This is a genomic window from Lelliottia sp. WB101 (assembly GCF_003051885.1).
GTDB classification, from domain to species: domain Bacteria; phylum Pseudomonadota; class Gammaproteobacteria; order Enterobacterales; family Enterobacteriaceae; genus Enterobacter; species Enterobacter nimipressuralis.
In genome coordinates, this window is sequence record NZ_CP028520.1 from 3,672,403 (window position 1) to 3,695,147 (window position 22,745).

At 55.4% G+C, this 22,745-nt stretch carries 23 protein-coding genes; 11 read left to right on the forward strand and 12 right to left on the reverse strand.

Going from position 1 to position 22,745, the window contains the following annotated elements; genetic code table 11:
• Positions 1-15: 15 nt before the first annotated feature.
• Positions 16-1,317 (forward strand): sulfurtransferase, encoded by a 1,302-nt coding sequence (locus DAI21_RS17785; protein ID WP_107703806.1) that lies wholly within the window; start codon positions 16-18, stop codon positions 1,315-1,317.
• Here DAI21_RS17785 and DAI21_RS17790 read toward each other — a convergent pair.
• On the reverse strand, positions 1,314-1,931 hold the full coding sequence (locus DAI21_RS17790) for a CDP-alcohol phosphatidyltransferase family protein (protein WP_107703807.1): 618 nt from the start codon (positions 1,929-1,931) through the stop codon (positions 1,314-1,316). The genes DAI21_RS17785 and DAI21_RS17790 overlap by 4 nt on opposite strands.
• Positions 1,924-2,493 carry a carboxymuconolactone decarboxylase family protein gene (locus DAI21_RS17795; protein ID WP_107703808.1) on the reverse strand — a complete coding sequence of 190 codons (570 nt, stop codon included), beginning with the start codon at positions 2,491-2,493 and terminating at the stop codon, positions 1,924-1,926. The genes DAI21_RS17790 and DAI21_RS17795 overlap by 8 nt, the downstream gene beginning before the upstream one ends.
• Before the next feature lie 75 nt (positions 2,494-2,568).
• On the opposite strand from DAI21_RS17795, the gene DAI21_RS17800 reads away from it, so the two are divergent.
• Positions 2,569-2,988 (forward strand): pyrimidine (deoxy)nucleoside triphosphate diphosphatase, encoded by a 420-nt coding sequence (locus DAI21_RS17800; RefSeq protein WP_107704287.1) that lies wholly within the window; start codon positions 2,569-2,571, stop codon positions 2,986-2,988.
• Here the strand turns inward: DAI21_RS17800 and DAI21_RS17805 are convergent.
• Entirely contained in the window at positions 2,948-3,220 is a 273-nt protein-coding gene (locus tag DAI21_RS17805; RefSeq protein ID WP_102103489.1) for a YnjH family protein, read from the reverse strand. The two genes, DAI21_RS17800 and DAI21_RS17805, sit on opposite strands and share 41 nt — an antisense overlap.
• 316 nt (positions 3,221-3,536) lie before the next feature.
• On the opposite strand from DAI21_RS17805, the gene gdhA reads away from it, so the two are divergent.
• On the forward strand, positions 3,537-4,880 hold the full coding sequence (gene gdhA, locus DAI21_RS17810; RefSeq protein ID WP_107703809.1) for an NADP-specific glutamate dehydrogenase: 1,344 nt from the start codon (positions 3,537-3,539) through the stop codon (positions 4,878-4,880).
• A gap of 83 nt (positions 4,881-4,963) precedes the next feature.
• On the opposite strand, the gene DAI21_RS17815 is transcribed toward gdhA, so the two are convergent.
• The 3 genes from DAI21_RS17815 to DAI21_RS17825 all read right to left on the reverse strand — a co-directional run bounded on the left by DAI21_RS17815 (position 4,964) and on the right by DAI21_RS17825 (position 8,586).
• Positions 4,964-6,871: a DNA topoisomerase III gene (locus DAI21_RS17815; protein WP_107703810.1), complete on the reverse strand. Its 1,908-nt coding sequence runs from the start codon at positions 6,869-6,871 to the stop codon at positions 4,964-4,966.
• Between the two features lie 4 nt (positions 6,872-6,875).
• The gene (gene selD / locus DAI21_RS17820) at positions 6,876-7,919 is read right to left on the reverse strand and encodes a selenide, water dikinase SelD (RefSeq protein WP_100780517.1); all 1,044 of its coding nucleotides are present in this window, start codon (positions 7,917-7,919) and stop codon (positions 6,876-6,878) included.
• Between the two features lie 115 nt (positions 7,920-8,034).
• Positions 8,035-8,586: an NAD(P)H nitroreductase gene (locus DAI21_RS17825; RefSeq protein WP_107703811.1), complete on the reverse strand. Its 552-nt coding sequence runs from the start codon at positions 8,584-8,586 to the stop codon at positions 8,035-8,037.
• A 167-nt stretch (positions 8,587-8,753) separates the two neighbouring features.
• On the opposite strand from DAI21_RS17825, the gene sppA reads away from it, so the two are divergent.
• The 5 genes from sppA (at position 8,754) to DAI21_RS17855 (ending at position 14,253) form a co-directional block, all read left to right on the forward strand.
• Positions 8,754-10,610, forward strand: a complete 1,857-nt coding sequence (gene sppA / locus DAI21_RS17835; protein WP_102103485.1) for a signal peptide peptidase SppA — start codon at positions 8,754-8,756, stop codon at positions 10,608-10,610.
• Between the two features lie 62 nt (positions 10,611-10,672).
• On the forward strand, positions 10,673-11,689 hold the full coding sequence (gene ansA, locus DAI21_RS17840; RefSeq protein ID WP_100780520.1) for an asparaginase: 1,017 nt from the start codon (positions 10,673-10,675) through the stop codon (positions 11,687-11,689).
• 10 nt (positions 11,690-11,699) lie between these two features.
• Positions 11,700-12,341, forward strand: a complete 642-nt coding sequence (pncA, locus tag DAI21_RS17845) for a bifunctional nicotinamidase/pyrazinamidase (protein ID WP_107703812.1) — start codon at positions 11,700-11,702, stop codon at positions 12,339-12,341.
• 42 nt (positions 12,342-12,383) lie between these two features.
• Positions 12,384-12,728, forward strand: a complete 345-nt coding sequence (gene yajD / locus DAI21_RS17850) for an HNH nuclease YajD (RefSeq protein WP_100780522.1) — start codon at positions 12,384-12,386, stop codon at positions 12,726-12,728.
• A 271-nt stretch (positions 12,729-12,999) separates the two neighbouring features.
• Positions 13,000-14,253 (forward strand): glycoside hydrolase family 18 protein, encoded by a 1,254-nt coding sequence (locus DAI21_RS17855; RefSeq protein ID WP_107703813.1) that lies wholly within the window; start codon positions 13,000-13,002, stop codon positions 14,251-14,253.
• Positions 14,254-14,293: 40 nt separating this feature from the next.
• On the opposite strand, the gene DAI21_RS17860 is transcribed toward DAI21_RS17855, so the two are convergent.
• Positions 14,294-14,572 carry a YeaC family protein gene (locus DAI21_RS17860; RefSeq protein ID WP_100780524.1) on the reverse strand — a complete coding sequence of 93 codons (279 nt, stop codon included), beginning with the start codon at positions 14,570-14,572 and terminating at the stop codon, positions 14,294-14,296.
• Positions 14,573-14,613: 41 nt separating this feature from the next.
• The gene (gene msrB, locus DAI21_RS17865) at positions 14,614-15,027 is read right to left on the reverse strand and encodes a peptide-methionine (R)-S-oxide reductase MsrB (RefSeq protein ID WP_100780525.1); all 414 of its coding nucleotides are present in this window, start codon (positions 15,025-15,027) and stop codon (positions 14,614-14,616) included.
• 340 nt (positions 15,028-15,367) lie between these two features.
• Between msrB and gapA the strand changes: the two genes are divergently transcribed.
• From gapA to DAI21_RS17880, 3 genes are all read left to right on the forward strand, one after another.
• Positions 15,368-16,363 (forward strand): glyceraldehyde-3-phosphate dehydrogenase, encoded by a 996-nt coding sequence (gapA, locus tag DAI21_RS17870; RefSeq protein WP_100780526.1) that lies wholly within the window; start codon positions 15,368-15,370, stop codon positions 16,361-16,363.
• A 275-nt stretch (positions 16,364-16,638) separates the two neighbouring features.
• The gene (locus DAI21_RS17875) at positions 16,639-16,902 is read left to right on the forward strand and encodes a type II toxin-antitoxin system RelE/ParE family toxin (RefSeq protein WP_107703814.1); all 264 of its coding nucleotides are present in this window, start codon (positions 16,639-16,641) and stop codon (positions 16,900-16,902) included.
• Positions 16,903-17,004: 102 nt separating this feature from the next.
• Entirely contained in the window at positions 17,005-17,376 is a 372-nt protein-coding gene (locus DAI21_RS17880) for a helix-turn-helix domain-containing protein (protein ID WP_107703815.1), read from the forward strand.
• A gap of 1,058 nt (positions 17,377-18,434) precedes the next feature.
• On the opposite strand, the gene DAI21_RS17885 is transcribed toward DAI21_RS17880, so the two are convergent.
• The 4 genes from DAI21_RS17885 to DAI21_RS17900 are packed head-to-tail and all read right to left on the reverse strand — an operon-like array spanning position 18,435 to position 22,745.
• On the reverse strand, positions 18,435-20,060 hold the full coding sequence (locus DAI21_RS17885) for a hypothetical protein (protein WP_107703816.1): 1,626 nt from the start codon (positions 20,058-20,060) through the stop codon (positions 18,435-18,437).
• Entirely contained in the window at positions 20,057-20,611 is a 555-nt protein-coding gene (locus DAI21_RS17890; RefSeq protein WP_107703817.1) for a hypothetical protein, read from the reverse strand. The genes DAI21_RS17885 and DAI21_RS17890 overlap by 4 nt, the downstream gene beginning before the upstream one ends.
• Positions 20,601-21,293, reverse strand: coding sequence for a hypothetical protein (locus tag DAI21_RS17895; RefSeq protein ID WP_107703818.1), 693 nt, complete (start codon positions 21,291-21,293; stop codon positions 20,601-20,603). The genes DAI21_RS17890 and DAI21_RS17895 overlap by 11 nt, the downstream gene beginning before the upstream one ends.
• A 9-nt stretch (positions 21,294-21,302) precedes the next feature.
• The gene (locus DAI21_RS17900; RefSeq protein WP_107703819.1) at positions 21,303-22,745 is read right to left on the reverse strand and encodes a phage tail protein; all 1,443 of its coding nucleotides are present in this window, start codon (positions 22,743-22,745) and stop codon (positions 21,303-21,305) included.

The following is a 22,745-nucleotide window of genomic DNA, read 5'->3' on the forward strand; positions in this document are numbered from 1 at the left end:
ATGTCAGGTTTTTCGATGAAACGTGTTTCTCAACTGACCGCGCTGGCGCTCTGTCTTGCCAGTGTTTCCACTTTTGCCGCTAATATGGCCCCTTCTCTGACGCTGGCACAGCTGCAACAGCAGCACGGCGCGTTGATCGATACCCGCGCCAGCGCATTTTATAACGGCTGGCCGCAAACCCTGTCAGGCACCTCCGGGCATGAGCCCGCCGCGCTGAATCTGTCAGCCAGCTGGCTGAAGGTGATGAGCGATGAGCAGCTCAGCGACTGGGCAAAACAGCATAACCTCACCCCGACATCCGCTATCGCCCTGTACGGCAGCGATACCGACAACCAGGCCGTGAAAGCGCGCCTTGCGAAAGCTGGTTATCAGCACATTTCAGTGCTTGGCGATGCGCTGCAAAGTGCCGACCGTCTGCAACGTCTTCCTCATTTCGAGCAACTGGTCTATCCCGAATGGCTGCACCAGCTGATGCAGGGCAAAAAGGTCGCGGCGGCGCCTGCGGGCGATTATAAAATTATCGAAGCCGCCTGGGGCGCACCGAAATTTTATCTGCTGAATCACATTCCGGGCGCGGGTTATATCGATACCAACGACGTCGAAAGCGAGCCGCTGTGGAATAAAGTCTCCGACGACAAACTGAAAGCGCTGCTGGCGAAACAGGGCATTCGCCATGACACCACCGTGATCCTCTACGGTCGCGACGTCTATGCGGCGGCGCGCGTCGCGCAGATCATGCTCTACGCGGGTGTGAAAGATGTGCGTCTGCTGGATGGCGGCTGGAAAACCTGGTCCGACGCCGGTCTGCCGGTCGAGCGCGGATTGCCTGTGAAAGTGACGCCAGCGAATGATTTCGGCGCACCGATCCCTGGGCAGCCGCAGCTGATGGTGGATATGGAACAGGCGCGTGGGATGGTGCATCGCCGGGATGCCTCGCTGGTGAGTATTCGTTCCTGGCCGGAATTTACCGGCGAAACCAGCGGCTACAGCTACATCAAGCCAAAAGGTGAAATCGCAGGCGCGCGCTGGGGCCATGCGGGCAGCGATGCGACGCATATGGAAGATTTCCACAACCCGGACGGCACCATGCGCAGCGCCGAGGATATCGCTGCGATGTGGAAAGCCTGGAACATCCTGCCGGATCAGCACGTCGCCTTTTACTGCGGCACCGGCTGGCGCGCGTCAGAAACCTTTATGTACGCCCGCGCCATGGGCTGGAAAAACGTCTCGGTTTACGACGGCGGCTGGTACGAGTGGAGCAGCCATCCACAAAATCCGATCACCACGGGTCCGCTGACGCCGGAAAGCACGCTTTAAGATTTCAGGGTTTTCAGCGTCTGATACCCGCTCCAGATGCGCGTTGTGGTGGTGAGCCAGCACAACGCGCCAAAGATCCAGGCGAACAGCGCAAAGTGCGCCGGGAACAGGCAGCAGAGCACAAACAGCGCGATGGTCTCCGTCCCCTCCGTTAATCCCCCGATGTAATAAAACGACTTATGCGCATAGCCTGGGTTGTCGATATTGTGTTTCGCGGCCAGCGCCGCAAACGCCAGAAAACTGCTCCCGGTGCCGATAAACGCAAACAGCAGCCAGGCGGCGGCAAGCGCGTTTTCCATTGGTGCCGCCAGCGCAAAGCCAAAAGGGACCAGGGCATAGAACAGAAAATCGAGGGCGATATCGAGAAAACCGCCCGCGTCCGTCAGGCCGCGACGCCGCGCCAGTGCGCCATCCAGCCCGTCGAACAGGCGGTTCAGCACAATCGCGACCAGCGCCGCCGGGTACCAGCCGAGGGCCAGAAACGGCAACGCCAGCACGCCGAGGGCAAAGCCCGCAAGCGTCACGCCATCCGGCGTGATGAATGGCTTATCGATGACCGCCACCAGGCGGTTGAGCGCAGGTTTAACGCGCGGATGCAGATGTCTGTCAAGCATGAGGCTGACCTTTGAAGGCGTCACAAAGCCCCTGTGACGGGATCTCCAGCGCAGCGTTAAAACGCGCCGAGAGATTCTGAAACGCAATCAGGGCCGTCATTTCGGTAATGGTTTCGTCGTTGTAAAAGCGCTTTAGTTCGGATTTGATCGCTTCCGTCACCTGCGGCGGCGTGGCCGTCGTCGCCTCGGCATAGTCCAGCGCGGCACACTCTTCTGCCGTGAATAACGTGGATGTACGCCACTCGCTGACCGCCTGGACTTTATCCAGCGCGCCGCAGCGCTCGGCGAGGCGCAGGCTGTTAGCGTCGATACAAAATGCGCAGTGGCAGAGCTGCGAAATGCGGGTCATCAGCAGCGCGCGCAGGGCTGGGTTCAGGCGCGCTTTTTTTCTCTCCAGAAAACCGACAAACAGCGCGACCAGCCAGAAAAGACGCGGCATTCTTCCCCACCAGCGCGTGGGATTGAGCACCACGCCAAAATGTTTTTTCTGCATGGCGGCGATGGGTTTCAGACTGGCGGGAAGGGATTCTACGGGCTGGACCCAGGCGGATGTTTCTTTCACCGGACTCTCCTGATGGCTGGACTCTTTGAAAGGCGACGATAATATGTCGTTTTTCAACTGTAATTATTGACGACCATGCTGAAAACTCTCGATGTTGTTGCCGCTATCCTTGAAAAGGATGGCAAAATTCTCCTCGCGCAACGCCCCGCTCAGGCCGATCAAGCGGGAATGTGGGAGTTCGCCGGAGGTAAAGTCGAAGCCGGTGAGACGCAGCCCGAGGCGCTGATCCGCGAGCTGCGCGAAGAGCTGGGGATTGAGACACGACTACCTGTGCTGTATGTCGCCAGCCACCAGCGCGAAGTGTCCGGGCGGCTGATTCATCTCCACGCCTGGCATGTTCCGTCCTTTAGCGGCGACGTGGTCGCGCACTATCACAGCCGGCTGGTGTGGTGTACGCCGCAGGAGGCGTTCGCCTATGAGTTAGCGCCCGCCGATATTCCCCTGCTGGAAGCCTTTATCCTTTTACGCGCCGCCACACCAGCGGGTTCGTGCTGATGGTTTTTTCATCGCGCTGACACTGCAGCAGCACACCGTCGGCCTTCACCACCGCACCTTCCGAATAGTTTTGATCCTGATAGATGCAGCACTGATTGCAGGGCTGCGCACGCTGACCGCCCGAGCTGAACACCTCTGGCGGCACATTGACCTCCACGTCCGGGCGAATACGGTCAGCCTGGGCCCCTGCGGATAACAGAGCAAACAGAGCGGTTACTAGGTAGCGGTTCATAAAGATTCCTTTTATCTGCTGATCATGACTATACACAAAATCATTCAAGTTGCATCAGGCCAGCAAACCGGAGCATACCCAGGGGCTGACTCGTGTAGGTGCCTGAAGGATGATCTGTATATAACGGTTGTTTGCCGCTGAATCTTTAACGCATCATCGTTTTTAGTTATGACACAAGGCCGCTGATTAATTTCACTTTCCCGGTAAATTTTCCCTTGCCACGCAAAGCGGTACGGGTGGTATAGTCGAAAACGACCACAAATCACCCACACAACACACAAAATTAAAAAAATCGTCATAAGAGGCTCTTATCGCTATGGAACACACACGCTCTCTGGAATCATTTCTTACCCACGTTCAACAACGCGACCCGCATCAGAGCGAGTTTGCACAGGCCGTTCGTGAAGTCATGACCACCCTGTGGCCATTCCTCGAAGAAAACCCGCGTTACCGTCAGATGTCTCTGCTTGAGCGTCTGGTTGAACCTGAACGTGTGATTCAGTTTCGCGTGGTCTGGGTCGATGATAAGAATCAGGTGCAGGTGAACCGCGCGTGGCGCGTACAGTTCAACTCCGCCATCGGCCCGTTCAAAGGCGGAATGCGTTTCCACCCTTCCGTGAACCTCTCGATCCTGAAGTTCCTCGGCTTTGAACAGACCTTCAAAAACGCCCTCACCACCCTGCCGATGGGCGGGGGCAAAGGCGGCAGCGACTTTGATCCGAAAGGCAAAAGCGAAGGCGAAGTGATGCGTTTCTGCCAGGCGCTGATGACGGAACTGTATCGTCACCTCGGCCCTGATACGGATGTGCCTGCGGGTGATATTGGCGTGGGCGGGCGCGAAGTGGGCTTTATGGCCGGGATGATGAAAAAACTGTCCAACAACAGCGCCTGCGTGTTTACCGGCAAAGGGCTGTCCTTTGGCGGGAGTTTGATTCGCCCGGAAGCGACGGGTTACGGGCTGGTGTACTTCACTGAAGCGATGCTCAAACGCCACGGTCTGAGCTTTGAAGGGATGCGCGTGGCAGTGTCCGGCTCCGGTAACGTTGCGCAGTATGCCATTGAAAAAGCGATGCAGTTTGGTGCGCGCGTAGTGACGGCTTCCGACTCCAGCGGCACGGTGGTAGATGAGGCCGGTTTCACGGCGGAAAAACTGGCGCGTCTGTGCGAAATTAAAGCCAGCCGCGACGGTCGCGTCGCCGATTACGCCCGCGAGTTTGGCCTGACCTATCTGGAAGGCAAGCAGCCGTGGTCGGTGCCGGTGGACATCGCCCTGCCATGCGCCACGCAGAACGAGCTGGATGTGGACGCCGCCCGCACACTTATCAAAAACGGCGTGAAAGCCGTGGCGGAAGGCGCGAATATGCCGACGACCATCGAAGCGACCGATCTGTTCCTGGAAGCCGGTGTGCTGTTTGCGCCAGGTAAAGCGGCCAACGCCGGTGGCGTGGCGACGTCTGGCCTGGAGATGGCGCAGAACGCCGCGCGTATGGGCTGGAAAGCTGAAAAAGTGGACGCCCGTCTGCACCACATCATGCTGGATATTCACCACGCGTGCGTGGAGTATGGCGGAGAAGCGGAGCAGACCAACTACGTACGCGGCGCGAATATCGCCGGGTTTGTGAAGGTCGCCGATGCGATGATCGGGCAAGGGGTGATTTAAGCCGTTACTGGCCTGATGATAAAAGCAAAACGGCAACAGAGTTGCCGTTTTTTATATCTTCGCCCGCGCCTTGTGAGAGGGCGTCAGGCCGCACTCTTCTTCTTAAACTTTTTCTTCGCGTCCCCACCGCCCGGCGCCACCATTCCTCTGAAGGATTTCACCGGCGTATTGCGCGCCTGATTGATCAGCTCAAACAGCGTGCCGACCAGCGGCTCCATAAAGTCCTGATAGCGGCACTGCTTCTCACTGATTTGGGTCAGGATAGACTCCCAGTGCGCCGTCATATCCGGTCGCGCAGCCAGCTCAGGCAGCGAGTGAATCAGCGCCCGGCCCGGATCCGTCGAGTGGATATAGCGCCCTTTTTTGATCAGGAAACAGCGCTTGAACAGCAGCTCAATAATCCCTGCGCGCGTCGCTTCTGTGCCTAATCCGTCGGTCGCACGCAGGATCTTTTTCAGATCTTTATCCTGCACAAAGCGGGCAATCCCGGTCATGGCAGAGAGCAGCGTGGCGTCCGTAAAGTGGCGCGGAGGCTGCGTTTGTCGCTCAATCACTTCGCCCTTTTCGCACAGCAGTTCGTCGTCTTTTGCGACCACGGGCAACGGCGTGCCGTCGTTCTCTTCATCGCGCTCTTTGTTGCCGAGGAGCGTGCGCCAGCCCGCTTCCGCCAGAAAACGCGCTTTGGCAACGAACTTACCTTTGGCGATCTCCAGCTCGATCACGCACTTGCGGAACACCGCGTCCGGGCAAAATTGCATCAGATACTGGCGCGCCACGAGGTTATACACCTTCGCTTCGTTCTCGCTCAGATTGACATTGCTGGCGCGCGCCGTCGGGATAATCGCGTGGTGCGCGTCGACTTTTTTATCGTCCCAGCAGCGGTTGCGCGTTTCCGGGTTCACGGCGGGCTGCGGGAGCAGGTCCGGGGCGTGAACGCCGATGGCATTCAGCACCGCATGTCGCCCGGCGAAATGCTCTTCCGGCAGGTAGCGGCTGTCTGAACGCGGATAGGTAATCAGCTTGTGGGTTTCGTACAGCTTCTGGCAGATATCGAGCACGTTCTGCGCGCTCATACCAAAGCGTTTAGCCGCTTCAATCTGTAACGACGACAGCGAAAACGGCAGCGGCGCGGGTTCTGATTCCCGTTTATCGTTATAGCTGGTGACCATCGCTGGCTGGCCGCTGATGCGGTTGACCACGTGATCCGCCAGCGGACGATGCAGCAACCGCCCCTCTTCGTCCTGGTAAGATTCACAGGCATCGCTCGGCTGCCAGGTCGCGGTAAAACGTTCATCCTTCGGGGTGACGATATGCGCTTTAACCTCGAAGAAATCTTTGGCGACGAAGTTTTCGATCTCTTCGTCGCGACGCACCACCAGGCCCAGTACTGGCGTCTGAACACGCCCGACTGAGAGCACGCCCTGATACCCGGCGTTACGCCCGAGAATGGTGTAGGCGCGTGTCATGTTGATGCCATACAGCCAGTCGGCGCGGGCACGCGCCAGGGCAGACACGCACAGCGGGATGAACTCGCTGTTGGCGCGCAGACGCGTAATGGCGCGCTCCACCGCCTGCGGGTTAAGATCGTTAATCAGACAACGCTGCACCTGCTGACGTTTTTCCGGCGCCAGCTCAAGGTAGTCGAGCACTTCGTCCACCAGCAGTTGCCCTTCCCTGTCCGGGTCACCCGCGTGAACCACTTCTTGTGCGTCATGCAGAAAGCGTTTGATGACGTTAAGCTGTTTGGTGACCGAAGGACGTGGCTGCAGTTTCCACTTCTCCGGCACGATCGGCAGATCGTTGAGATTCCAGCGCGCATAGCGGCTGTCATAGACATCCGGCTGCGCTTGTTCCAGCAGGTGACCGATACACCAGGTGACCACCTGCCCGTTACCGCATTCGATAAAGCCGTCGCCCTTGCGATGCGGCTTGGGCAGCACATCGGCAATGGCTCGGGCGAGACTCGGCTTTTCCGCAATAAACAAACGCATCGAATTAACGGATCTCAATCATCGGACGGCCGCCGCGCGCGCTGACCAGCTCGCCGATGGCGCTCAGGGTAATGCCAAACTCTGCGGCGGTGGCTTTGACCTCGGCTTCCGCCTCAGGCGTGACTGCCAGCAGCAGGCCGCCGGAGGTTTGTGGATCGCACAGCAGATCGCGCCACTCCGTCGGCATATCGCCCATCAGATGACCGTAGCTGGCAAAGTTACGCTGCGTACCGCCCGGCACCGCCCCCTGTGCGATGTACTCTTCCACGCCCGGCAGTTTTGGAATGTCCTGATACCAGAGCTGCGCCTGCACGCCCGCGCCCTGGCAAACTTCGCTCAGGTGGCCGAGCAGGCCAAAACCGGTGACGTCGGTCATCGCTTTTACGCCGTCGATATTCGCGAACGCCGCACCCGCCAGGTTCATCTGACACATCACGTCGGTGGCAAGACCGATATGCTCGGGCTTGAGCAGGGATTTTTTCTCAGCGGTGGTGAGCACGCCAATGCCCAACGGCTTAGTGAGGAACAGTTTGCACCCTTCCTGCGCGGTGCTGTTGCGCTTCACGCGTTCGGTCGGTACGACACCGGTGACGGCGAGGCCGAAGATCGGTTCCGGCGCATCGATGGAGTGCCCACCCGCCAGAGCGATCCCCGCCTGCTGGCAGGCAAAGCGGCCGCCCTCGATGACGTCGCGGGCAATTTCCGGCGCCAGGGTGTTGATCGGCCAGCCGAGAATAGCAATCGCCATGATCGGTTTACCGCCCATCGCGAAGATGTCGCTGATGGCGTTGGTCGCCGCGATGCGCCCGAAATCAAACGGGTTATCGACAATCGGCATAAAGAAGTCGGTGGTGCTGATAATGCTGGTGCCGTTACCTAAATCGTATACCGCTGCATCGTCACGCGTTTCGTTGCCGACAAGCAGGTTCGGGTCGACAAACTTCGCCTGTTCGCTGTGCAGAATGGTTTCCAGCACTTTGGGGGAAATTTTACAACCGCAACCCGCTCCGTGGCTGTATTGCGTTAAACGAATGGTTTGCTCGCTCATGGACATCTCCTGTCATTGCAATCGCGCTATGGTAGCGCTCATTCCGTGATGAGGTAAGTATGACTGTCTGAATTATGCGACGCTTGCTCATAATCCAGACAGTTTAGTGCGATTATCAGAAACGGGTGACGAACGGGGCGGTATCGGGTGCTGTAATGGTGGTCGAGGCTTTCAGCTGCGGCGTGCCTAAGTAGAGGAAGCCAACGATTTTATCGTGCTCGGTGCAGGAGAGCCCTTCGCGCACCACCGGGCTGTCGGTCAGCGGGCCGGTGCGCCAGATGCCGTTAAAGCCCTGTGCCACAGCCGCCATTTGCATCGCCATCACCGCGCAGCCTGCAGACATCTCCTGCTCCCAGACCGGCACTTTATGTTCCGGCTGACATTTCGCCACCACCGCAATGATCATCGGCGCGCGAAACGGCGCATTACGCGCTTTATCAATCGCTTTTTCATCCTGCTCGGCGGCCATCGCCCCATTCTCAAGCAAGGTGCTGAAACGGTCGCGCCCTTCGCCTTCAATAATAAAGAAGTGCCACGGCGAGAGCGTACCGTGATCCGGGGCGCGCATTCCGGCGCGCAGAATGTTTTCCAGCTGTTCGCCCGCAGGCGCAGGTTCCGCCAGGCGAGAAGCGCTACGACGGTTAACAAGCAGTTCAAGTGCGTCCATTGATTCACTCCTGTCTTCAAATTTGCTCACAAAATTAACACGACAGCAGAATTTGTTACAGCGCAGTGGGCGATTCCTGCTGACAAGTGACGGTTGGGTCATTACGATAACCCCACATTGCCGTCCAGTCGCGACGGAAACGGTCATTATCTGGTTTGGGAGAATACATGCGAACCCTTTGGCGAATTTTTGCCGGTTTCTTTAAATGGACGTGGCGGTTGCTCAATTTTGTCCGCGAACTGGTGATGAATATCTTCTTCATCTTCCTGATTCTGGTGTGTGTGGGCCTGTGGATGCACATCAGCAGCAGTAACCAGGCGCAGCATTCCGAGCGCGGCGCGCTGCTGCTCGACATCACCGGTGTGATTGTCGATAAGCCGTCCACCAGCAATCGTCTGGGCGTGATTGGCCGCCAGCTGCTTGGCTCCACCTCCGATCGTATGCAGGAAAACTCCCTGTTTGATATCGTCGACGCAATTCGTCAGGCGAAAGACGATCGCAACATTACCGGCATCGTGCTGGACCTGAAAAACTTCGCCGGGGGCGATCAGCCGTCGATGCAGTACATCGGTAAAGCGCTGCGCGAATTCCGCGACAGCGGTAAACCGGTGATTGCCGTGGGCGACAGCTACAGCCAGGGGCAATATTATCTGGCGAGCTTTGCCAACAAGATTTGGCTCTCCCCGCAGGGTACCGTCGATCTGCACGGTTTTGCCACCAACGGGCTGTACTACAAATCGCTGCTGGATAAGCTGAAAGTGACCACGCACGTGTTCCGCGTCGGGACCTATAAATCGGCGGTTGAGCCGTTTATTCGCGATGATATGTCCCCTGCCGCCCGTGAAGCGGACAGCCGCTGGATCGGCGAGCTGTGGCAGAACTATCTTGCTACCGTGGCCGCGAACCGTCAGATCACCCCTGAGCAGGTCTTCCCAGGTGCACAGGCGATGCTGGATGGCCTGACTAAAGTTGGCGGCGATACGGCGAAATACGCGCTCGATAACAAACTGGTCGACACCCTCGGCTCCAGCGCAGAGATCGAAAAAGCGCTGACCAAGCAGTTTGGCTGGAGCAAAGAAGACAAGAACTACAGCGCCATCAGCCTCTACGATTACACGCCGAAAAAACCGAGCGAGACGGGTGACAGCGTGGCCGTGGTCTTTGCCAACGGCGCGATCATGGACGGTGAAGAGACGCCGGGGAACGTGGGCGGTGACACGACCGCGTCGCAGATCCGCGATGCGCGTCTGGACCCGAAAGTGAAAGCCATCGTCCTGCGCGTCAACAGCCCTGGCGGCAGCGTCAGCGCCTCGGAAGTGATCCGTGCGGAACTGGCCGCCGCGCGTGCTGCAGGCAAACCGGTGGTGGTGTCGATGGGCGGTATGGCGGCATCCGGTGGTTACTGGATCTCCACACCAGCGAACTACATCGTGGCGAACCCGAGTACGTTAACCGGCTCTATCGGTATCTTCGGCGTCATTAATACCGTTGAAAACAGCCTTGATTATCTGGGTGTGCATACGGATGGCGTTGCGACGTCACCGCTGGCGGATGTGGCCGTGACTAAATCCCTGCCACCGGAAGTGTCGCAGATGATGCAGCTCAGCATTGAGAACGGTTATAAGCGCTTTATCACACTGGTGGCGGATTCCCGTAAATCCACGCCGGAGCAGGTGGATAAAATCGCGCAGGGCCATGTGTGGACCGGCCAGGACGCGAAGAACAATGGGCTGGTCGACAGCCTGGGCGACTTCGATGACGCCGTCGCGAAAGCCGCCGAACTGGCAAAACTGAAACAGTGGCATATTGCGTATTATCAGGATGAGCCGACGTTTGTGGATATGGTGATGAACAGCATGTCCGGCTCAGTGCGCGCGATGCTGCCTGCTGCAATTCAGGCCTATCTGCCTGCGCCAGTGGCGAGCGCGGCAAGCGTCGTAAAAGCCGAGAGCGATAAGCTCGCCGCCTTTAACGATCCGCAAAACCGTTACGCGTTCTGCCTCACCTGCGCTAACGTTCGCTAAAAACCCTGTCCCCTCTTCTCGCGAAGGGGGGATTTTTCTTTGAAGCACAAGAACACACTATCATGCAGAAGAAATCGATTTATGTGGCGTATACCGGCGGGACCATCGGTATGCAGCGCTCTGAAAATGGCTATATTCCTGTCTCCGGTCATCTCCAGCGCCAGCTCGCGCTGATGCCCGAGTTCCACCGCCAGGAGATGCCAGACTTCACCATTCACGAGTACGATCCGCTGATGGACTCCTCAGATATGACGCCGGAAGACTGGCAGCATATCGCAGAAGATATCAAAGCCCATTACGACGAGTACGATGGCTTTGTGATCCTGCACGGCACCGACACCATGGCGTTTACCGCCTCTGCGCTCTCCTTCATGCTGGAGAACCTCGGCAAGCCGGTGATCGTGACCGGCTCGCAGATCCCGCTGGCGGAGCTGCGCTCCGACGGGCAGATCAACCTGCTCAACTCCCTGTATGTCGCCGCCAATTACCCGATCAATGAAGTGTCGCTGTTCTTCAACAACCGACTTTATCGCGGGAACCGCACCACCAAAGCGCACGCCGACGGTTTTGATGCCTTTGCGTCGCCAAACCTGCAGCCGTTGCTGGAGGCGGGTATCCATATTCGTCGTCTGGGCACACCACCGGCACCGCACACGGCGGGCGAGCTGATTGTTCACCCGATCACCCCACAGCCGATTGGCGTGGTGACGATTTATCCGGGGATTTCTGCTGACGTGGTGCGCAACTTCCTGCGCCAGCCGGTGAAAGCGCTGATCCTGCGTTCCTACGGCGTGGGCAATGCGCCGCAGAACGGCGAGTTCCTGAAAGAGCTGCAGGAAGCGAGCGATCGCGGCATTCTGGTGGTTAACCTCACCCAGTGCATGTCCGGCAAAGTGAATATGGGGGGATATGCCACGGGCAACGCGCTGGCGCATGCCGGGGTGATCAGCGGGTTCGATATGACGGTCGAGGCCACCCTGACTAAACTTCATTACTTACTCAGTCAGGATCTGGACGTGCAGTCGATGCGTACCGCGATGATGCAAAACCTGCGCGGCGAACTGACGCCGGACGAATAAGGAGATGGTTATGAAGCAACGTGCCCTGCTGCTGGTCGATCTGCAAAATGATTTTTGCGCCGGTGGCGCGCTGGCGGTGGCCGGTGGCGATAGCACCGTGGATGTCGCCAATACGCTGATTGCGTGGTGTAAAGCGCGCGGTGAGGCGGTGGTGGCAAGCCAGGACTGGCATCCGGCGGATCACGGCAGCTTTGCCAGCCAGCACAATGTCGAGCCGTTCACCCAGGGCGAGCTGGACGGTCTGGCGCAAACCTTTTGGCCCGATCACTGCATTCAGCAGACCGAAGGGGCTGAACTGCATCCGCTGCTGAATCAGGCGGCCATCGACGCGGTGTTTCATAAAGGCGAAAATCCGAATATCGACAGTTACAGCGCCTTTTTCGACAACGGCCATCGACAGAAAACTGCGCTCGATGAGTGGCTGCGCCATCATGAGATCGGCGAGCTGATCGTGATGGGGCTGGCGACGGATTACTGTGTGAAGTTCACCGTCCTCGATGCGCTAAAACTGGGGTATAACGTCAGCGTCATCACCGATGGCTGTCGCGGCGTGAATATTCAGGCGCAGGATAGCCCGCTGGCGTTTATGGAAATGTCGACGGCTGGTGCGACGCTGTACACCCTTTCCGACTGGCAAGAGACGCAGGCGTAAGCGCGGTTCCCATTTTTTATCTTATTCAGGAGGGCCATTCGTATGGCTTTTATCCCAAAAAACTATGCCCGGCTTGAAGTCGGGTACCGCGAAAAGGCATTGAAGCTTTTTCCGTGGGTATGCGGTCGCTGTAGCCGCGAATTTGTCTATTCCAACCTGCGTGAGCTGACGGTTCACCATATCGATCACGATCACTCCAATAACCCGGAAGACGGCAGCAACTGGGAGATGTTATGCCTGTTCTGCCACGATCATGAGCATTCCAAATACACGGAAGCCGACCTGTACGGTTCCACCGTCGTCGCGGGTGAAGATGCGCAGAAGAGCGTCGGGGAAGCGAAATACAACCCGTTTGCCAATCTGAAAGCGATGATTGATAAGAAGTAATCCTGCACTGATGGCCGGGCATGACAACGCTGCCCGGCCAAATTTTTGACTCCTCATCGTTTCCCACGCCTCACTCTAGCTTTGGGCTCGCCATTTCCGCTTCCGGACAGTTACGCGCTGCGGTTCCTGCCGTTAACAGCCTTTTGTTTCCGGTATAACAAAAATTCAACCTCTCTCGCAGTTTCAGCGAAGCGGCACTGCTATCCTCGTTTGGCTATTTTTTGTCACATCCCTGATGTGACGTACTTTTTTTAGTCAAAGAGGATACGTTATGAAGCTATTGCCTGTGATGGCAGCCTTACCCCTGCTCTGCGCTCCAGCCCTTTTTGCGGCTGACCTGATGTCCGTCGGCTACTTCAACGGTGGCGGCGATGTGACTGCCGGGCCGGGAGGTGACATCGATAAACTGGATGTTCGCCAGATTACCCACCTCAACTACTCGTTTGGTCTTATCTATAACAACGAAGCGGGTGAAACCAACGCCGCGCTGAAAGACGCCAGTAAACTGCACCAAATCTGGCTCTCGCCGAAAGTGACCGCCGATCTGCATAAAATCCCTGAACTGCGTAAGCAAAACCCACAGCTTAAAGTCCTGCTCTCTGTTGGCGGCTGGGGCGCGCGCGGATTCTCCGGCGCCGCGGATAGCAAAGAGAGCCGCGCCGTGTTTATTCGCTCCGTGCAAGAGATCGTCACGGCCTACGGACTTGATGGCATCGACCTCGACTGGGAGTACCCGGTGAACGGTGCGTGGGGTCTGGTGGATAAGCAGCCCGCCGATAAAGACAACTTCACCGCCCTGCTGAAGGAGATCCGCGAAGCGCTGCCGAAAGAGAAGCTGGTGACTGTCGCCCTGGGGGCGAATGCCGAAAGCCCAAAAAGCTGGGTCGACGTCAAAGCGATCGCGCCGTATCTGAACTACATCAATCTGATGACCTACGACATGGCCTACGGCACGCAGTATTTTAACTCGAATCTGTATGACTCCACTAAGTGGCCGACTGTGGCCGCAGCGGACAAATACAGCGCTGATTTTGTGGTCAACAACTACCTCGCTGCCGGGCTGAAACCTGAGCAGATGAATTTAGGGATTGGTTTTTACGGGCGCGTGCCAAAACGCAGCGTGGAGCCTGGCATCGACTGGACAAAAGCAGATGCTGAGAAAAACCCGGTGACACAGCCGTACTTCGGTGCGCAGGAGATCGGATTGTTCAAGGCGTTGGGCTATGACCTCACCAAAGATACCTACGTGAAGTACAACGATATTGTCAGCAAGCTGATTAACGATCCGCAGAAACGCTTTACCGAGCACTGGGACGATCAGGCGAAAGTGCCATGGCTGTCGGTGAAATCGGCGGAGGGCAAGGAACTGTTCGCTCTGTCGTACGAAAACCCGCGTTCGGTCGACCTGAAGGCGCAGTACATCAAAGAGAAAGGTCTGGGTGGCGCGATGTTCTGGGAGTATGGCGCGGACGACCACAACCAGCTGGCGAAGCAGTTAGCAACGTCGTTAGGGATTAAGCACTAACTCCATTGCCGGGCAGCGTTAGCGCTTGCCCGGCCTGTGGTCACTGCATTTTCATCGTCGCAATCGGTTTTGGCGTGATGCCAAAATCTTCCTTCAGCTCGCGCTTACTCTTCATCACCATCTGGCCTTTGGTGTCGATGGTCATGTGCTGTGCGTCGCTGTTATTGCGCGCCTGCCACAGCATCACCAATTGCAGGCTGTTCTCTTTTTGCTCTGCCGTGAGCGCCACGCCATCCGGCCATTTCCCCAGTTCTACGGCTGTCACCAGACGCTGATACACGTCCGGCGTCATACTGTTAATCATGTCATCAATATTCATGAGAAATCCGCTGTGATGGAATAATTTGCTGAATCGGTTTTTCAACCTTTGGTCTGGTCGCCATTTTCGTCATCAGAGAAGCTCATCGACGCCGAATTTACACAGAAACGCTCACCCGTGGGCTGTGGGCCATCCGGGAAAACGTGTCCGAGATGAGCATCGCAGTTTCCGCAGCGGATTTCTGTGCGCTGCATACCGTGTGAAGAGTCCGTTAAATAGCGGATGGCCTCGTCGCTGACAGGCTCGTAAAAGCTCGGCCAGCCGCAGCCAGAATCGTATTTTGACTGGGAATTAAACAGCGGTGCATCGCACACCAGACAGTGATAGACGCCATCGCGCTTATTGTGCAGCAAACGCCCGGTGAATGGGGGTTCAGTTCCGTGGTTCTGCGTCACGTAGAACTGCATTTCTGTTAGATTTTTTTTGAGTTCGTCAGGATTACGTTGATTCGACATATGCTCAGATCTCGCTGTAGAAACAGATACCTTTCATCGCGAATTCTAACAAAACATTAACACTGAAGTGTGAACTTTTGTTCTAAACTTATGCGTTGCGGTACGGCAGTCAGGCAATTGTGATCTTGCTCACATATTTATCCTGATAGCCCTTTAAAATCCCGGGCGCAGCCCCCATGTGGTTGCTAGCTCAAAGGGAAAGTGAGGCTGTCAGTCGCACAAAGGTTATGCGCAGGATTGATTTGTCGCAATGATTGACACGATTCCGCTTGACGCTGCGTAAGGTTTTTGTAATTTTACAGGCAACCTTTTATTCACTAACAAATAGCTGGTGGAATATATGACTATCAAAGTAGGTATCAACGGTTTTGGCCGTATCGGCCGTATTGTTTTCCGTGCTGCTCAGGAACGTTCTGACATCGAAATCGTTGGTATCAACGATCTGTTGGACGCTGAATACATGGCGTACATGCTGAAGTACGACTCAACTCACGGTCGTTTCAATGGCACCGTTGAAGTGAAAGACGGCCACCTGGTTGTTAACGGCAAAACCATCCGTGTTACTGCTGAAAAAGATCCAGCTAACCTGAAGTGGAACGAAATCGGTGTTGATGTTGTTGCTGAAGCAACGGGTATCTTCCTGACCGACGAAACTGCGCGTAAACACATCACCGCTGGTGCGAAGAAAGTTGTTCTGACTGGTCCTTCCAAAGACAACACGCCTATGTTCGTTAAAGGCGCTAACTTTGACAAATACGAAGGCCAGGACATCGTTTCTAACGCATCCTGCACCACCAACTGCCTGGCTCCGCTGGCAAAAGTTATCAACGACAACTTCGGCATCATCGAAGGTCTGATGACCACTGTTCACGCGACCACCGCAACTCAGAAAACCGTTGATGGCCCGTCTCACAAAGACTGGCGCGGCGGCCGCGGCGCAGCTCAGAACATCATCCCATCCTCTACCGGTGCTGCTAAAGCAGTAGGTAAAGTACTGCCAGAACTGAATGGCAAACTGACTGGTATGGCGTTCCGCGTTCCTACTCCAAACGTATCCGTTGTTGACCTGACCGTTCGTCTGGAAAAAGCAGCGTCTTACGAAGAAATCAAGAAAGCTATCAAAGCCGCTTCTGAAGGCGCAATGAAAGGCGTTCTGGGTTACACCGAAGACGACGTTGTTTCTACCGACTTCAACGGCGAAGTGTGCACTTCTGTGTTCGATGCTAAAGCAGGTATCGCACTGAACGACAACTTCGTGAAACTGGTTTCCTGGTACGACAACGAAACTGGCTACTCTAACAAAGTACTGGACCTGATCGCTCACATCTCCAAATAAGTTGAGATGAGATACTGATCCAAAAAGGCGACCTCGGTCGCCTTTTTTATTGACTTAACTTGTTGTTTTTATTGAATTTATTTATCTACGATCCACATATTGCCCACAAATCCCCTTCTTTCACTTCATTTCCTGCCCTTCACTCATCAACTTTTAAACCTATGACATCATAATATAGGGATATATTGACAATATAGGGATTAAACCCTATATTTACCCTATTGCCCCGGGTTGGGGAGATGTTCTTTAACAATTCGTTTTACAGAGGATGTTTTATGACCCAGATATCCTGGACTGGTAGAGCCGTTAAGGATCTACGTAAGTTGCCTATGGACGATCAAAAGGCCATACGCGAGAAGGTCAATGGTATGGAATCTTATCCTGACTTTGGCAATCTCGATGTTAAGAAGCTGACGGATCTCGATGGGCAGTATCGTTTAAGGGTGAAAAGCTATCGCGTTCTCTTCGAGTTCCAAAATGGAGAGCCGCTAATCATTGAGATTCAGCGCGTTTTACGCCGTAGTTCGTCTACCTATTAAGGGCGGCGGGGAAACCCGCCAGAATCCCTCTGTAAATGATTGTTAAGGCAAAGACTACTATTACTACACAGCAATTCCGTGATTATAAATAAGGATTCATACATGGCTATTCAATTCATCACCGACAGCCGAGGCAGAAAAGTCTCCGCTGTAGTGCCGATTGACCTGTTTGAAAAACTAATCAGTGACAGCGAACTGGATGAGCTTTACGACGCTGTTCAAGATGAAAAAGGTGCTTCTGATAATGTTCGTTACCCAAATGATGTAATCAACATTCTTTCAGAACGTAACTGCACCATGCAGGCTGCCTGGCGCATATACAGAGGCCTTACTCAAAAGAACGTTGCTGAGGCTTTAGGTATTAAACAAGGAACCGTATCTGAGTTTGAGAAGTCAGAGCGGCCCCGAAAAGATAACCTCGAGAGGCTCGCAAAGCTCTATGATTGCCGCCCAGAACAGTTAATACTCGAGTGACTATAAACCCCGCAATAGCGGGGTTTTTTGTATCTTAATTGTGAACGTGTTCGACCCCACCCCCTGGCTATTTTGGATCTGCCGCCGGAAAACCATTACAACTATTACAGCCCCTAAAAACCATGCATAACACACTGATTTAACAAATAAATACTTGTAATACCAAAACCATTACAACACCTTACATCTGTAATAAAACAAAATATTATTCATAAATATCATTAGGTTACAGTTAGTGAGATGTAAGGATAAATAATATTACACCGTAATGCTCTTGTAAGACTTTTGTAAGATTTTCAATTCATAAAATTATCTATATATATTAGTTAGTTATAATACTTTTTTTAAGTCTGTAAGATTTGTAATGCTTTTCCGAAGCCCCCCAGCATTTCTGGAGATTCCTTATGTGGCCAAGGATTAGCCGGTTTTGTAGGGTGTTATGTATATGGTTGTGTTGTATCTATGTACACGCGGTATGGGATGGTTTAATCCCATGCTCATCCATGGCGTCAAACCCATCCCTGCTTCGTTTTACCTGCCCACCCATTCCGGCGTTTTGCTATGGTCACGCCGCGATCAAAGGTTGCGGTGAGGGATTTTTTTTCATTCGCAGAAATTTGTAAAACTCATTTTTTTCAGTCAGTTACTCATAAAATCCGCAAATGGCCAGCGGAGCTCAAACCCACGTAAAATAAATTTATTTTTTGTTTTCAATGATTCGGTGATTCAGGGATGGCGTGATCACAGGCTCTCGGATGAAAAGCACTGCAAAACATCACAACGCTTTCATTGTTGCCAGATTGCCAGGCCCTGCGGCTGACGGGCGCTGGTTGGCTGTACCTCAATCCTGATTGCATGCAAAAAAACCTAAATATTTTTTCTGCGGGCGTGGTGGGCGTGTGCTTTTTACGTCGGCAGAATTTTACGCGGGTAGATTTCGCCACAGCGCGAAGGTGCGACGCCGTAGTGGCGTTTTCGGAAGATATACGGGAGTTTGATTGCGTTAAGCTCAGCACCGCTTAGCGCGGCGCTGATGGGGTTTTACATGGTAGGGGGATTTACTTGATGAAAGGAGAATATTTATCGTTGAGGGCGGGAATCCCGTTCCCCAGGGCAGTCATGCTGCCGGCGTTGTTTGGCACACTGCTGCCGTTGTTGCTGTGAGAATGCACTGCCATCAATGCAATCGCCTGGCGCAGCACGTCCAGTGTGTCCGTCATAAGTGAAAGCACGTTGACTTCCTCACTCCCAATTATGATGCCCGGGGCCAGCAACATCTGCATAGCAGCCGTGCTTTTGCGCAACCCCTCCACCTGCTCAGTTAATGCCTGGCACTTCACGGATAGCTCACCTGCCGCACCGATAGCAAAATCACCATCGGCAATCTGCATAACCTTACCGGCCATCAGCGTGATTGTGCCGATGACCATTGTCGTGTCATTGGCTTTAACGGTCGTCTGGCGCTGAGTTGTTTCCCGGGTTTCACTGTCGCTCACCACCACCCTGCTGGCACTGCGCTCCTCAATGGCCTGATCCGTTTCACGTTGCCAGCTCCCCTCCCGGGTGACGCGCTGACTTACCCCGGCGCGCTGCTGCTGCAGCTGCTCCCCGGGCTGTATCGCCGGCAGGGATTGACCATCCTGCAGAGTCTGGCGCACAACGGGCTTATCTGGCTGGCCATCAACAAAACCCACCTCAACCACCACCCCCTCACCGGGGAAGCTAAACATCCCGCCCTCGCCTGCCGCCATTGGGACCGGCAGCGGCACGGAAACCATCTCAGGTGCGCTGGCGTCATCATTGCCGCTTTCGTCAAGCAACTGCAGGTTGACGGCATAACGGGGTCGAAACGGATCGGAAATATCCCCCAGCGTCGCCACATCTGGTGCGCCGGTTACTCTTGCCAGGCGGGGAACGTGCAGACGGGCTGAAAGCTCGGGATAGTGCTTATCAATCTGGCGTTTTTCCGGTGGATCAAAGGCGGGCTTGCCCTCCGAGTTAAGAGGTGTCCAGCTGAGCTGCATATCGCTGTTGCTTGCCTCCACGCGGGTAATGCGCCGCCCGTTCACTATCACCCCCGGGCGGATTGCCGGAACAAGTCCCATCTGCAGGCTGTTACCCGCATCCCCACGACTGGCAAATGACTCAGGCACATCGACGGGGGAACCGGCAAAGCGAGAGTGTGCATACCCCCCGATATACACAGTGCCATCCGGGAGCTGGTACCAGCAAAAATCTGGTACAGAAAATGCCGCCCCCAGGCGCTCGACCGCCAGATAGCCTGTGCCGTTACATTTAAAGTGTGGGATTTTCGTGCGAGTGTATTCGTTGTCCGGGGTATGAATAACCAGACCGGTAATGCTCTGAAGTGTATCGCACACATCGCGCAGGGTTGGGTGCTGCAGGGATATTGGGCAGCGCATACGCAGCGCCCCCACAAACTCACGCACATAAAGGCGTTTAAAACCGTTATCTGCTGGCCCACAGCGCTCCACAAATCCGGTAAACCACCGATAAACAGTATCGCCCATCCCCAAATCAAGCCGGACCAGTTCGCCAGTGCAATCGCGGTCGCATTCGGCAGTGATAAGCCCTCGACCGCAACCGCTAAGCTCGAGCACCAGGCGATAATCCGACACAGCTGAAAGCCGATCGCCCAGATAAAGCGCTGTGGTCGTCTTCATGCCTCACCGCCTGAGCCGAGCGCCGGCCCGATTTTGTCATTAATCCCCTTCAGGAACTGCTCAAAGCCATTTAACTGCTCTGGGGTTTCCGTTGCTGCGGTCGTGCCCTGGGCTGTCTGAACCTGCGCGGCTGCGCCTCCTGCCGCCTGCGCTTTTTTCTCCGCAACACTGAAATATTCTTTTAGTGTGAAATTAACGCGCCAGGCGCTCAGGCCATCCTCTTTTGACGCATCAACATTGCCGGAAAAGGTCGCCTCCCTGAGTTTTATCGTTCTGGCCAGCTCATGGTTCACGCGATAGCGCTTCGCGCCACCACCCGCCATCGTTGCCTCAGCCAGTGAATACAGGAGCTGCAGCTGCGTTTCGTCGTCATAGGGGATCGTGCCCGTCACCTTCAGCTCTTTGGCCTTAATGCCCTGCTCTGATTTGGCGGCACTCGATGCCTGGCCACTCTGGTCTTTGTCCTGAATTTTCATCGACACAGACACATCAAGATTTTTAAGGCGAAGCACCTGCCCGCTCAGGGCGAACGTCATGCGCTCACTGGTCATCTTTAAGCATCCCCCGTAACTCGACAAGGTCCTCACCGGCAAACACAATGCAAAGCGAAAAAACGTGATCCGGGTGAGGAATTTCTTTGCGCATTTCTGAAATCGCGCCGGTGGTGTTTTTGACCGATGACACAGCACTCACGGCGAAGCTTCCGCCGGTTATCGTCGTCAGCTCCTCCTGGGCCTGCTTCAGCATATCTGCTCGTTTCGCCTTAAACGCTCTCAGGGCTGTCGCAATATCATCACCGGCACCGGCAGCAGCATCACCCATTGCTGAAGCACTCGCCGCTTTGCGCAGGGTTGCCACGGAAAGCACAGCTGCCGCCGGCAAGCCGCCAGCAGCTGCAGGTATCTGCATTCGGCTTTCGACAAGGGACAGCGCCGAGACGGCTTTGCGCTTCACCTCGGCAATAGATGCGAGCGGGAATGCTGCCTCAAATGCCGCCAGCTGCGTGGCAAAAGCAGACAATGTGGGAGCGCTCACCATAATAGCCGTGACATCAAGCGAGCTGGGCGCGCTGACCAGTTTTTTTGTCGCCCACGCCACGGCGTTCTCCGGGCTCAGGTACACGCCAGAGCTTTCCTTTTTTCCCGCGCCTGACGTCCACGGGCTTATGGCCAGCACGCTGCAGATAATTGCCCCGGCGTCGCCGGTCACGGTTAGTTTTTTTGATTGCCACATACGCCGCCCTTATGCCGTTCTCAGCCAGCCGCGCAGCGTGACGAAGCTGCTCACCACGGAAAAAGGTTTATCACCGCCAGTTTTGCCGATTTCCCCCTCAAGCTCATGGTCATGCTCGCCTGCTTCCTGAGTATCATCCTGCTCAATGCCGAGGCGCGTGTTGTCCACGGAAACCCTGGTGGAATCCTGCGTGCCTCCCTTCTGATATTTATCGTATCCGTGTTTATGCCCGCCGGCTTTTTTGGTTTTCAAGCCAGTGAGGGGGTGACCGTGTGAGGGGATATTGTCAACGGACAGCGTAACGTTGTCACTGCCGCCAGTCTGCAGGGGCTCTGCGCCAATCATGATAGTCCTGGCGCTATAATTGCCGCTCATATCTGACCATTGGGTGCCCGGCCAGCTCTCGGCAGGGTTTACAGCCGAACTGGTGAGGAATACATCACCCACGCGATGCGGGCATCGCTTATCAACTTCCTCGGCTGAATAAATACCGAGGTTTTCCCGCGCTTTCTGCTTGTCATCAATATCCGAGAGGTTATTCGCCCGGTGCAGATATCGCTTATCCGATTCGTCCTTGCTGTAGACGTCGAGCTCATCAACGACCTGCTCAAGCGCCTGCAGGGGAAACGGCGGGCGCAGGTCGGTAATGTTGCCGGCAGCATCAGTCTGAGCAATCGCAAACACATAATGCTGAAAGCCGTCTTTTTCGTAATTTTCAAGCTCAGGCGCGACGCGCAGCGAATATGTAACGGACCAGGCCCCGGTCGGCGTTCCCTGCCAGGTTGCATCAACCCAGACTTTAGTCGCGTTCGCCAGCGGCCCCGGTGAGGTGACTGCAGCGGCATGGCACCGCAGGCCGTGAACGTAGCCCAGCCCCGGCGCGACGTTAAATTTCCCGTCTGCAGCTGTCACCAGAAAGCCGTCACCGTCAAACGCAGCCACGCCGTAAACATCGATATTTTCTGCGCGCACGCGCTCATCAGAGCCGGCGTGACGCTCACTGTAGTCAATCTGCCAGGTTTCCGGTGTGACGCTGATTTGCGTGGCCTCTGCCGCGCCGGCAAACTCCATCACCATGTTACGGATGAGGCTGTTACCCTGCTGGCCACCGCTGGTTTTGATTTTCTGCTGCTCCTCGCAGTGCACAATCATCAGTACCGTGCCGGTGGCGCTGTCAGCCAGCCCCACCCAGTTATATGACCAGTTGCCAATTGAGCTATCGAGGACAACGGAGTACACCACGGCATTTTCACTGACCTTTCCCATTCGGGTGATAGTGTGCGCGTGGGATATGTGCGCATCTGCGGGCATCCCTTCGCCCGGATCAATCTCATCGCTCGCGTCCTGCCCGGGGATGAGAGCAAAAATCATCTGGTCGGGCACGGCTGGCTCACTGGCCAGAATCTTGTTTACGTTCCATTCCTGGAACGCATCAGTAATTACACTCGACAT